Here is an 11591-nt window from a genome sequence, read left to right on the forward strand (position 1 = left end):
GATGTCGAGATAACTCTAGTACATCGCCGCCGCGAGGTCATGCGTGCCCGGCCGCCGGCCACTCCGATCCAGGCGGCCGGCCCTACGGACGACGCGGGCACGACGGGCCTGATGGAGTGACGGCATGACCGCACCCGCGCACCGCGTCCTGCGAGCACTTGAGCAGTTCAACGCCGCTCACCCGTGGGACCACAACGCCCACTACCACCCGTGGATCCTCCGGCAGCTCCCCCGGCGTTTCGGCAGCGCCCTGGACGTCGGCTGCGGCAGCGGCGACCTGGCCAGGCTCCTGGCCACGCGCGCCGACGCCGTGCACGGCATCGACTCCGACCCGCAGATCACCGCCCGGGCGCGCGAACTCACCCCTTCGGCGGCCCCCGTCACCTTTACGACCGCGGACGCGCCGGCCGGGATCCCCGCGGGCCCCTACGACGTCATCACCTGCGTCGCCGCGCTCCACCACCTGCCGTTCACCGACACCCTCACCGCCTTCCGCCACCACCTGGCACCCGGCGGAACCCTCGTGATCCTCGGACTGTCCCGCCCGTCGACCCCGGGTGACCACGTGCTCGGCACCGTGGCCGCCCCGCTCAACGCCGCCACGGGCTGGCTCAAGAACCGGGGCCGCGCGGCGCCTCGCCCGGTTTCGATGACAGCCGGGACCCGGCCGGCGGACATGACCTTCCCCGACATCGTCCGCCGGGCCCGGTCGGCCCTGCCCGGCGCGCGACTGCGCCGTCGGCTGTTCTGGCGCTACACGCTCGTGTGGCGGCGGAGTTGAGCGCCCCTTCCGTCCCGTTCGATGCGGCCGCCGTCCATGGCCACCGCCCCTCGAAGGGCCACCTTTCGGCCAAAAATTAGGTTAGGCTAACCTTTGCCGCGTGAAGCCCGGTGATGAACTCCCCCCGTCCGCGCAGCCCCGCGGCCACACCCTCAGCGCCACGGAAGTCACCGTGGCGTACGACGGTGTCGATGTCGTGCACGAGGCCTCGCTCCAGCTCTCGCCCGGGCGGGTGACCGTACTGGTCGGCCCGAACGGCAGCGGGAAGTCGACACTGCTGCGCACCGTGGCGCGTTTGCAGCGGGCCCGCAGCGCCGCGCTCACCCTCGGCGAGGAGACGGACGGCTTCGCGCTCACGCCCCGCGAGTTCTCGCGGCGGGTCGCGCTGCTGCCCCAGGGGCGGCCCGTGCCCAGCGGACTGACCGTGCGGGACGTCGTGGAGTTCGGGCGCTATCCGTACCGGGGGCGCTGGGGCCGGGCCGATCCGGGCGGCCACGAGGCGGTGGAGCGGGCGCTGCGGATGACCGGGGTCGCCGACCTGGCCGAGCGGGGTGCCGAGCACCTCTCCGGCGGCCAGCTGCAACGGGTATGGCTCGCGGGCTGCCTGGCGCAGGACACCGGCGTACTGCTGCTGGACGAGCCCACGACCTACCTCGACCTGCGGTACCAGGTGGAACTGCTGGACCTGATACGGGACTTGGCGGACGACCACGGTATCGCCGTCGGGGTGGTGCTGCACGACCTGGACCAGGCGGCGGCCGTCGCCGACCGGATCGTGCTGCTCCGGTCGGGCCGGGTGGTCGCGGACGGGGCGCCGGCGGAGGTGCTCACTCCGGAGCGGCTGTCGGACACGTACGGCATCCGGATCGAGGTCTCCACCGATCCGTCGACCGGACGACTGCGCACCCGCGCGATCGGCCGGCACCACACCCGCCGGACGCCGGACGGCGACCCGGCACAGGACGGCACGCGGACGCCGGACGGCGACACGCCGCAGGCGGACCGCACGCCGCGGAACGACAAGCACGACGCGCGCGACGCGCACAGCGAAAGGCTCGGTGCCACCTCATGAGACGACTCCTGCTCACCGTCGCGGCGGCCACCGCCGCCGCACTCACCCTCGGCGCGTGCGGTACCACCCAGCCCGCCGCCGACCAGGGGGAGAAGTCCTCCGGGCGCATCACCCTCACCGACGCGTCCGGTACGAAGGTGGAGCTGGACGGGCCCGCCAAGAAGGTCGTCGGGACCGAGTGGAACGTCGTCGAGCACCTGGCCGCACTGGGTGTCGCGCCGGTCGGTGTCGCCGACGTCAAGGGGTACAAGTCCTGGGACAAGGCCGTACCGCTGAAGAACGAGCCGAAGGACATCGGTACCCGCGGCGAGCCGAGCATGGACACCATCGCCACGCTCGCTCCCGACCTCGTCGTCGCCACCAGCGACCTGCCCAAGGCCGCCGTCACACAGCTGCGGAAGATCGCCCCGGTGCTGGAGCTGAAGTCCGCCGACGCCGCCGACCCGATCGGGCGGATGACCAAGGACCTCGACCTGATCGCCAAGGCCACGGGCACCACGGAGCGGGCCGAGACCCTCAAGAAGAACTTCGCGGCGAAGCTCGCGGACGGCCGGCGGAAGCTGGCGAAGGCCGGGCGCGAGGGCACGGAGTTCGCCTTCGCGGACGGCTATGTGCAGGGCAGTCAGGTGACGATCCGGCCGTACACCGCCGGTTCGCTGGTCGGCGCGGTGAACGAGAAGCTCGGGCTGAAGAACCCCTGGACGGTGAAGGGCGACCCGGCCTACGGGCTCGGCAGCACCGACGTCGAGGGGCTGACCAAGCTCGGCGACGTGGAGTTCGCGTACATCGGCAGCGACGACGACAAGAGCGCCACGCCGTTCACCGGTGTGCTCGCCGACAACGCGGTGTGGAAGTCGCTGCCGTTCGTGAAGGCGGGCAAGGTGCACCGACTGCCCGACGGCGTGTGGATGTTCGGCGGCACCGGGTCGATGGAGTCGTACGTCGACTCCGTCGTCACCGCGCTGACGAAGTGACGACGGGACCCACGCGCAAGACCATGGCCGTCACCACCACCGCTCCCCCCGCCCCCACCGCCACGGCGGCGTCCCGGAAAGGCGGCGCGGCCGCGGTGACGGCCGGGCTCGTCCTGCTGATCGCCGTCCTCGCGCTGGTCGACATCGCGCAGGGCACCTCGGGCGTCGGCGCGGCACAGGTGTGGAAGGCGCTCACCGGGCAGGCCGACGCGGCGGACGCCTCCGTCGTCGTCGCCTCCCGGCTGCCGCGCATGGCCGCCGGGATCCTGGTCGGCGCGGCCCTCGGCACGGCGGGCGCCGCCCTCCAGGCCGTCAGCCGCAACGTCATCGCCGCGCCCGACACCCTCGCCGTCAACGCCGGTTCCTACCTCGCGCTGGGCCTGGTCGCCGCGACCGGCGTCTCGCTGCCGCTGCTCGCCTCCTCCGGCGTCGCCTTCGCCGGCGGGCTGGCGGCCGCCGCGGTGGTCCTCGGGCTGTCCGGGCTGGGCACCGGGACCGTACGGCTGGTCCTGGCGGGCAGCGCGCTGACGCTCGGCCTCACCTCCGTCACCGAGGGACTGCTGCTGTTGTTCCCCGAGCGGACGGAAGGGCTGTACGCCTGGAACCAGGGCAGCATCGCGCAGAACGGGTTCGGCGCGGTGCTGTGGCTGCTGCCGCTCGCGGTCACCGGACTGGCGGGGCTGCTGCTGGTCGCCCGCCGGGTCGACGCCCTGGCCCTCGGCGACGACGCCGCGCGGGGGCTGGGCGTGCCGGTGCGGGCCACCCGGGTGATCGCCGTCGTGCTGGCGGCGCTGCTGTCCGCCGCGGCCGTCACCCTCGCCGGTCCGATCGGCTTCGTCGGGCTGAGCGCCCCGGCCCTGGTACGCCTGCTGGCGCGCCGCTACCGCGGCTTCTCCCGTACGCGCGCGAACGTCACGCGGTCCGCGCTGACGGGCGCGGCGCTGGTGCTCGGCTCGGACGTCGCGCTGCGCGCGGTGGTGCCGGCCGACGTGGCGGTGGCGGTGCCGACCGGCGTGGTGACGAGCCTGGTCGGCGCCGTGTTCCTGGTGGTGCTGGCGACCCGGGGCCGGGACACCGGCGCCGCCGCCGCGCCCGACCGGCTGCGCATCCGCAGCCGGGCCGTCTTCCTGGCGGTGACCGGAGCGCTGGTGGCGGTACTGATCGCCGTGACCATCGCCTCCGTACTGCTCGGTGACTCCAAGCTGCTGCTCGGCGATGTCGCGAACTGGGCGCAGGGCAGGGCCGGGCGGGCCGTCTCCTTCGTCCTGGACACCCGGGTGCCCCGGGTGCTCGCCGCCCTCCTCGCGGGCGCGGCCCTCGCTCTCGCGGGCACCCTGGTCCAGGCCGTGACCCGCAACCCGCTCGCCGAACCGGGCGTCATGGGCGTCTCCGGCGGCGCGGCGCTGGGCGCGGTGATCCTGGTGACGGGTGTGCCCGAGGCCGGGCCCGCGGGCCTGGCCGCCGCGGCCTTCGCCGGTGCCGCCCTCGCCGCCGCGCTCGTCTTCGGGCTGTCCGCGCGCGGCGGCTTCCGGCAGAACCGCCTGGTGCTGGTGGGCATGGGGGTCGCCACCGCGAGCGCCGCCCTGATCAGCCTGCTCATCGTCCTCACCGACCCGTTCAACGCCACCAAGGCGCTGACCTGGCTGTCCGGTTCGACCTACGGACGGACGCTGCCCGATCTGCTGCCGCTCGCCGTCGTCCTGGCGGCGGGCCTCGCCGTGGCGGTCGCGCGGCGCACCGAACTGGACCTGGTCGCACTCGACGAGGACACCCCGCGGCTGCTGGGCCTCGGGCTGCCCCGGGCGCGCCTCGGCCTCCTGACTCTGGGCGTCCTGCTGAGCGCGGCGGCCGTCGCCGCGGCCGGCACCATCGCCTTCGTCGGCCTGGTCGCCCCGCACGCCGCCCGCGCCCTGGTGGGCCGCAGGCACGTGCGCGTGGTGCCGGTGGCGGTGCTGCTGGGCGCGGTGCTGGTGGGGACGGCGGACATGGTGGGCCGGACGGTGATCGCACCGGCCCAGCTGGGAGCGGGGCTGCTCACGGCGGTCATCGGTACGCCGTACTTCCTGTGGTTGCTGGTGCGGACGCGGGGCGGGGGGCGGTAGGAGCCGTGCCGGCCCGTGCTGTCCACGGGCCGGGGCTGCCGTAGTCCCTCCACACTCCTCCACGTTCCTCAAACTTCTGCGAACTTCCCTGACCTTCCCTATTTTCCCCTCAGACAGGGAAGGTTAAGGTATGTTCGTGAACGAGCGTCTCTACTCCGTGGAACAAGTCGCCGAGCGCCTGGGGCTGCACGTACGCACCGTCCGCAACTACGTGCGCGACGGGCGCCTCGCCGCCGTCCGCATCGGCAAGCAGTACCGGATCGCGCACGAGGACCTGGAGGCCTTCACCGGCCGCCCGGCCCCCGCCGCCCCGGAGGGCCCGGCCGACGGGCCGCGGCACAGCGAGGTGTCGAGCATCGTGGAGATCGACGCGGTCGACGCCCGGACCGCCGACCGGGTGGCCACCCTGCTCACCGCCTCGGTCGCCCACCGCGGCCCCGGCGAGCGGCCGCTGCGGATCGAGACGGCGTACGACCCGGAGCGGGCCCGGATGAAGGTCATCATTCTCGGCGGCCTGGCCGACACGGCCCGGCTGTTCGACTACATCGAGGGGGTGCTCTCTTCGTGAGCACGATCTACAAGTCCGCGGCCGGCGAGCAACAGCTCCGGCGGCGCTACGAGGAAACCCTGGCCGCCTGGCCCGTGACCGCCGAGCACCTGCGGATACCGACCCGCGAGGGCGAGACCTTCGTCCTCGCCTCCGGCCCGCCGGAAGCTCCGCCGCTGGTCCTGCTGCACGGCGCGGGGGCGAACGCGAGCATGTGGCAGGGCGACATCGCCACCTGGTCACGGCACTTCCGTACGTACGCCGTCGACCTCATCGGCGAACCGGGCCTGAGCTCGCCCTCCCGCCCGCCGCTGGCCTCCGACGCGTACGCGCGGTGGCTCGACGACGTCCTGGACGGCCTGGAGATCGGGACGGCCCCGGTCGTCGCCACCTCCCTCGGCGGCTGGATGGCCCTCGACCACGCCATCCGCCGCCCCGGCCGGGTGACCCGCCTGGCCCTGCTGTGCCCCGGAGGCGTGGGTGGTCAGCGGATGGGCCTGTTCTTCAAGGCCCTGCTGCTGCGCCCGCTCGGGCGCTGGGGGATGCGCCGTTCCGCACGGAGCGCCACGGGCCTGAACACGCCGCAGGCGGAGCCCGTCCTCGACCAAGTGGTGCTGACCTTCCAGCAGTTCAGGCCGCGCACGGAGCGGTTGCCGGTGTTCACGGACGATGCGCTGCGCGGCCTGGGCATCCCGCTGCTGGTGATCGCCGGAACCGACGACGCGGTCTTCGACTCGGCGGGCACGGTCCGGCGCGTACGGGAGAACGTCCCGGACGCGACCGTGCGGCTGCTGGCCGGCGTCGGGCACGCGATCTTCGGGCAGACGGATGAGGTGCTGGCGTTCTTGCGGAAGTGAGGGCTGCCTCGAAGGGACGGTCCCGGCCGGAGGTAATCCGCCGGACCGGCCCCACTCCCTGCCCCCACTCCCTGACCCCGCTCCCATTCCCTCAACCCACTCCCTCGGCCCACCCCTCACCCCATCGCCAACCCGCTGCGCACCAGGGCCACGACCTCCTCGTCCGAGAGACCGAGGGTGCGGGCCTCGGTCACCAGCCGGCCCACCTGTTCGGTGAGGCGGGCGCGGGCCGGGGACGCCTGGCCGGTGACGACGGCGCCACGGCCGCGGCGCAGATCGATGAGACCCTCGTCCTTCAGGCGCTGGTAGCCGCGCAGCACGGTGTGGACGTTGACGCCCAGGGACTCGGCGACCGTACGGGCCGCGGGCAGGCGCTCGCCGGGGCGTAGGGAGCCGTCGGCGAGGGCGCCGCGCACCGAGGCGGCGATCTGGTCGCCGAGCGGGACCGGGGAGGCGTGGTCTACGCGGAAGAGCACGTCAGTCCTCCTGGCCGGATCCGGTGGCGCGCCGGTCCCGGTTCCGCTCCCGGGTGAGCAGGGTGTTCAGGAGGGCGGCGCCGGTGGCCGCGTCGTCGACCGTCACCACGAAGACGCGGCCGTTGGCCAGCCGCAGCGCGAGCGCCTCGCCGCGGCGCAGCACGATGCCGCTGCGCCCGGACCGCAGGCGGTAGCCCCAGCCGCCGAAATCGGCCAGCGGACTGATCCGCTGGACGCCGGCCTCCCGCATGCGGGCGAGCGGGATGCGCAGGCGGGGGCGCGGTACGAGGGACGAGGCGACGGTCAGACCGCGACGGTCGGCCGTGACCTGTACGCCCGCGAACACCAGGCAGGACAGGGCCGCGACGGCGAGGGCCGCGGCGCCGACCCAGCTCACCGTCAGACCGACCAGGAGAGCGACGCTGAGGAGCGCGGCGCCGGACACGCCCAGGGCGGGTGAGTCGATGGTCCGCGACCAGCCGGCGGTCTCGCCGTCCGCGAGGCCGAGCGGCGGTGTCGCGCGCCCCGGACCGGCCACCTCGTCGGCCCGCACCCGGTCGCGGCCCGCGCACAGCCGGCCCACCACCGCGGCGAGGGCCGCCACGCCGAGGGCCAGGCCCAGGTACGACGGCGGGAAACGGACCGTCGCCGCGTCGTCCGCGTCCGCGTTCCGCAGCAGCATCGACACCCCCAGACAGCCGGACAGCCCCGCCATCGCGTAGCCGGTGGTGATGGCCCAGCGCAGGGCGCCCGCGGCCGCGTCGCGCAGCACCAGTACGCCGATGGCCGCGCCGGCGACCAGCGGCAGGCCCAGCATGAGCGTGAGGAAGCCGGCGGCGGTGGCGAAGTCGTCGCTGGTGCCGTCGGCGGCGAAGTGCACGGCCAGCGGATCGGGGATCCGGTCCCGTACGGACCAGAAGACGGCGGCGACGGCCGCGACGGCGATCAGGAACGGTAGTACGGCGATCAGCGCCCGCCAGGGACGGACCGCGGGCGGCCCGGCGGCGGGACCGGCCTGTGTGGCGTTCACAGAGTTCATTCAGCACCCCTTGTTCGCATAGTACTAGAACAAGAGGGTCAGGCGAGCACCGTCCGGCAAGTCAACACCCATCCCGCACCACTCGATTACTCGCTGATCTCATATCTGAGATACCGTCTACCTCATGGCAGACGATTACCTCGTACGCATCGGCAAGCTCATCCGCGACGCGCGCCAGCACCGGGGCTGGACGCAAACGCAGCTCGCGGAGGCTCTGGGCACCAGCCAGAGCGCGGTCAACCGCATCGAACGCGGCAACCAGAACATCAGCCTTGAGATGATCGCGCGGATCGGCGAGGCGCTGGACAGTGAAATCGTCTCGCTCGGGTACGCGGGTCCCATGCATCTGCGCGTCGTCGGCGGCCGCCGCCTCTCCGGCAGCATCGACGTCAAGACGAGCAAGAACGCGTGCGTGGCCCTGCTGTGCGCCACGCTCCTCAACGCGGGCCGCACCACGCTGCGCCGGGTGGCCCGCATCGAGGAGGTCTACCGGATCCTGGAGGTGCTGGGCAGCATCGGCGTCCGCACCCGCTGGATCAACGACGGCAACGACCTGGAAATCGTGCCGCCGGCCGAACTGGACCTGGACGCCATGGACACGGAGGCGGCCCGCCGCACCCGCAGCGTCATCATGTTCCTCGGTCCGCTGCTGCACCGCATGGACCACTTCAAGATCCCGTACGCGGGCGGCTGCGACCTCGGCACCCGTACGGTCACGCCGCACATGACGGCGCTGCGCCACTTCGGCCTGGAGATCACCGCGACGGAGGGCACGTACCACGCCGAGGTGGACCGCTCCGTCGCCCCCAAGCGCGCGATCGTCCTGACCGAGCGCGGCGACACCGTCACCGAGAACGCGCTGCTCGCCGCGGCCCGCCACGACGGCGTCACCGTCATCCGCAACGCCTCCTCCAACTACATGGTCCAGGACCTGTGCTTCTTCCTGGAGGAGCTGGGCGTACGGGTCGAGGGCGTCGGCACCACCACGCTGACCGTGCACGGCGTCGCGCACATCGACCGCGACGTGGACTACGCGCCGTCCGAGGACCCCGTCGAGGCGATGAGCCTGCTGGCGGCCGCCGTGGTCACCGAGTCCGAACTGACCATCCGCCGCGTCCCGGTGGAGTTCCTGGAGATCGAACTGGCCGTCCTGGAGGAGATGGGCCTCAACCACGAGCGCAGCCCGGAGTACGCCGCCGACAACGGCCGCACCCGCCTCATCGACCTGACGGTCCGTCCGTCCAAGCTCCAGGCTCCCCTGGACAAGATCCACCCCATGCCGTTCCCCGGCCTGAACATCGACAACGTCCCGTTCTTCGCCGCCATCGCGGCCAGCGCTCAAGGCCAGACCCTCATCCACGACTGGGTCTACGACAACCGCGCCATCTACCTCACCGACCTCAACCGCCTCGGCGCCCAGGTCAAACTCCTCGACCCGCACCGCGTACTGATCGACGGCCCGACCCGCTGGCGCGCAGCAGAAATGATGTGCCCCCCGGCCCTGCGCCCCGCGGTGGTCATCCTGCTGGCGATGATGGCGGCGGAGGGGACGTCGGTGCTGCGCAATGTGTATGTCATCAACCGGGGTTATGAGGATCTGGCGGAGCGGTTGAATTCTGTGGGGGCGCAGATCGAGATCTTTCGGGATATCTGACCGGAGGGCCGGGGGCGGCGGATGAGGCCCCGGAACCCCGGACCTTTGGGCCACTGGTCCCGGAGGTCCGGGCTTCCACGGGCTGCCGAGCGGCCGACTCCGAAGCGATATGTCATGCCGGTTGATACCGGGGCACAAACCGGATCATCCTTGGCCCCATGAGGCTTTCCACCACCGGTTTCGACATACCCGCCACGGGCGGCTACGCCCACGACTGGGCCCTGGTCGACGTCGAGACCTCCGGTCTCATTGCCAGGCGGGACCGGGTGCTGTCCATCGCGGTGGTGACCGTCGGGCCGGACGGCGAGCGGACCGGAGAGTTCACGACGCTGCTCGACCCCGGGTGCGATCCGGGCCCGGTACACGTCCACGGGCTGACCGCCGAACGGCTGCGAGGGGCACCGACCTTCGACCAGGTCGCCGGGAAGATCGCGGAATTGCTCCAGGGCCGGGTGTTCGTGGCCCACAACGCCCAGTTCGACTACGACTTCCTGGCTCATGAGTTCGCCCGCGTGCGCATGTCGCTGCCGGTGTCACAGCGCCTCTGCACGCTGGCCCTCAACCGTCAGGTGGATCCGCCGACCGACGACATGAAGCTCGGCACCCTCGCCGCCCACTACGGCATACCGCAACAGCGCGCGCACGATGCGCTGGACGACACCCGTGTGCTGGCCGGCGTTCTGCGGGCATCGCTGCGGGACGCGGCGCGGCTCGGCCTGCCGTTGCCGCTCGTCCCCTGCCCGCCACGACAGGACCCGTCGTTCTCGCCGCAGCCACCCAAGACTCCCTGCGCGTACAGCAACCCGGGGCGCCTGGTTCGGGGTGGGCCGCTCCGGCAGGGGATGAAGATCGCCATTACCGGTTCGACGGCTGCCTCTCGCGCCGAACTGGTCGCTCGGGGCGTCTCCGCCGGACTGAACATGATGAAGTCCGTCAGCCGGCACACCAGCGCTCTCGTGAGCAATGAGCCCGCGTCCGTATCGGCAAAGGCCCGGCGGGCGGTCGCCGAAGGGGTGCCGGTCATCGACGAGCAGACGTTCCTTCGCCTGCTGGCCGACGTACGGCCCGGGAGGTCCCACGAGGGAGTGGTCACCGCCGTCGTGTCGGAGGCGCGTCCGGGACGGACCGAGGTCCCGGAGGCGGCGGGTCCGGGTGCCGCGGTCGCGCCCGGCCCCGGGCCAGGCCTCGTACCGGAGGTGCCGTGCCCTCCCGCGGCTTCCCTCGGAGCGCCCGTTCCCGCCTCACTTCGGCCCGTCCGTTCTGCCGGTACGCCGGGCAAGCCGCTGGCAGGGCGACGGGTACTGGTGCTCAGCGGTACGCACGCCGTCGCCGTGGCGGCCCGTACACGCGTCGTCGAACTGGGCGGGTCCGCGGCGGTCAATCTCTCAGCGAGCGTCACGGATGTCCTGCTGCTCCCCGGCGGTGAGCAGGATCGGCGTATGCGCCGCATCACCGCTCTTGAGCTCCCGGTGCGCGACGAGCGCTGGCTCGCCGCGCCGGCGGCCACCGCGCAGGCCGCGGCGGCCGGCCGACCGCACGAGCCACAGGTCCTGCCGAGGGGCGGGGTCATCGACTTGCCCCGGCCGACCGGGACAGTCGCACCCGAGTGGCACGTCACCGCGGCCTGGGCGCCACAGGCCGACTGCGAGATCGATGTCGTCGCCTTTGTCCTCGACGAGGAGGAACAGGTCGACTGCGACGAGGATTTCGTCTTCTACGGCGCTCCGGAGAACCCGGCCGGGACCGTGCGCCTGCTCACCGGCGGCCCGGCCGAACAGAGCATCGCCATCGACCTCGGCTCCTTGCCGCCCGCCGCCCGCAAGATCGTCGTCGCCGCGGCCATCGACGGCACTGCCACCTTCGGCGATGTCGGCGCCGTCCAGATCGGCGCCGCCCCTGGCAGCAGCGGGGCGCCACTCGCCAGGGCCACCCTGGACGCCGCCACGACGGAACGCACCATGCTCCTCGCCGAGGTCTACCGCAGGGGCCCCCTTTGGCGTCTGCGCGCGGTCGGCCAGGGATACGACCACGGCCTCGGCACTCTCGCACGCGGGTACGGCGTCGACATCACGGACTGAGCCGCCCACCG

10 protein-coding genes are annotated in these 11591 nt (G+C 72.8%); 8 read left to right on the forward strand and 2 right to left on the reverse strand.

The features are described 5' to 3' along the window. Positions 1-124: 124 nt before the first annotated feature. From CP973_RS29175 to CP973_RS29200, 6 genes are all read left to right on the forward strand, one after another. Entirely contained in the window at positions 125-781 is a 657-nt protein-coding gene (locus CP973_RS29175; RefSeq protein ID WP_150246882.1) for a class I SAM-dependent methyltransferase, read from the forward strand. 100 nt (positions 782-881) lie between these two features. Continuing rightward, positions 882-1853, forward strand: a complete 972-nt coding sequence (locus CP973_RS29180; protein WP_150246883.1) for an ABC transporter ATP-binding protein — start codon at positions 882-884, stop codon at positions 1851-1853. Continuing rightward, positions 1850-2827 (forward strand): ABC transporter substrate-binding protein, encoded by a 978-nt coding sequence (locus CP973_RS29185; protein ID WP_150246884.1) that lies wholly within the window; start codon positions 1850-1852, stop codon positions 2825-2827. The genes CP973_RS29180 and CP973_RS29185 overlap by 4 nt, the downstream gene beginning before the upstream one ends. Then, positions 2824-4929 carry an iron ABC transporter permease gene (locus tag CP973_RS29190; RefSeq protein ID WP_280119038.1) on the forward strand — a complete coding sequence of 702 codons (2106 nt, stop codon included), beginning with the start codon at positions 2824-2826 and terminating at the stop codon, positions 4927-4929. The genes CP973_RS29185 and CP973_RS29190 overlap by 4 nt, the downstream gene beginning before the upstream one ends. A 130-nt stretch (positions 4930-5059) precedes the next feature. Beyond that, positions 5060-5497: a helix-turn-helix domain-containing protein gene (locus tag CP973_RS29195; RefSeq protein ID WP_208853325.1), complete on the forward strand. Its 438-nt coding sequence runs from the start codon at positions 5060-5062 to the stop codon at positions 5495-5497. Then, positions 5494-6333: an alpha/beta fold hydrolase gene (locus CP973_RS29200; RefSeq protein ID WP_150246886.1), complete on the forward strand. Its 840-nt coding sequence runs from the start codon at positions 5494-5496 to the stop codon at positions 6331-6333. The genes CP973_RS29195 and CP973_RS29200 overlap by 4 nt, the downstream gene beginning before the upstream one ends. Before the next feature lie 116 nt (positions 6334-6449). Here CP973_RS29200 and CP973_RS29205 read toward each other — a convergent pair whose 3' ends face one another. Together CP973_RS29205 and CP973_RS29210 are read right to left on the reverse strand one after the other, a co-directional pair. Further along, the gene (locus tag CP973_RS29205) at positions 6450-6809 is read right to left on the reverse strand and encodes a GntR family transcriptional regulator (RefSeq protein ID WP_150246887.1); all 360 of its coding nucleotides are present in this window, start codon (positions 6807-6809) and stop codon (positions 6450-6452) included. A 1-nt stretch (position 6810) separates the two neighbouring features. Continuing rightward, on the reverse strand, positions 6811-7848 hold the full coding sequence (locus CP973_RS29210) for a DUF1648 domain-containing protein (RefSeq protein ID WP_150246888.1): 1038 nt from the start codon (positions 7846-7848) through the stop codon (positions 6811-6813). Between the two features lie 124 nt (positions 7849-7972). Here CP973_RS29210 and CP973_RS29215 point away from each other — a divergent pair, with 124 nt between their 5' ends. Then, complete coding sequence (locus CP973_RS29215) at positions 7973-9502, forward strand: helix-turn-helix domain-containing protein (RefSeq protein ID WP_150246889.1); 1530 nt, start codon at positions 7973-7975, stop codon at positions 9500-9502. A gap of 158 nt (positions 9503-9660) precedes the next feature. After that, complete coding sequence (locus CP973_RS29220; protein ID WP_150246890.1) at positions 9661-11580, forward strand: TerD family protein; 1920 nt, start codon at positions 9661-9663, stop codon at positions 11578-11580. Positions 11581-11591: the final 11 nt, after the last annotated feature.

Source organism: Streptomyces albofaciens JCM 4342, from assembly GCF_008634025.1.
GTDB classification, from domain to species: Bacteria; Actinomycetota; Actinomycetes; order Streptomycetales; family Streptomycetaceae; genus Streptomyces; species Streptomyces albofaciens.

Excerpts from the sequence above, each read along its gene's own strand:
- CP973_RS29175 (WP_150246882.1), top strand. The coding sequence starts at position 125 with ATGACCGCACCCGCGCACCGCGTCCTGCGAGCACTTGAGCAGTTCAAC.
- CP973_RS29185 (WP_150246884.1), top strand. The coding sequence starts at position 1,850 with ATGAGACGACTCCTGCTCACCGTCGCGGCGGCCACCGCCGCCGCACTC.
- CP973_RS29195 (WP_208853325.1), top strand. The coding sequence starts at position 5,060 with ATGTTCGTGAACGAGCGTCTCTACTCCGTGGAACAAGTCGCCGAGCGC.
- CP973_RS29210 (WP_150246888.1), bottom strand. The coding sequence starts at position 7,848 with ATGAACTCTGTGAACGCCACACAGGCCGGTCCCGCCGCCGGGCCGCCC.
- CP973_RS29215 (WP_150246889.1), top strand. The coding sequence starts at position 7,973 with ATGGCAGACGATTACCTCGTACGCATCGGCAAGCTCATCCGCGACGCG.
- CP973_RS29220 (WP_150246890.1), top strand. The coding sequence starts at position 9,661 with ATGAGGCTTTCCACCACCGGTTTCGACATACCCGCCACGGGCGGCTAC.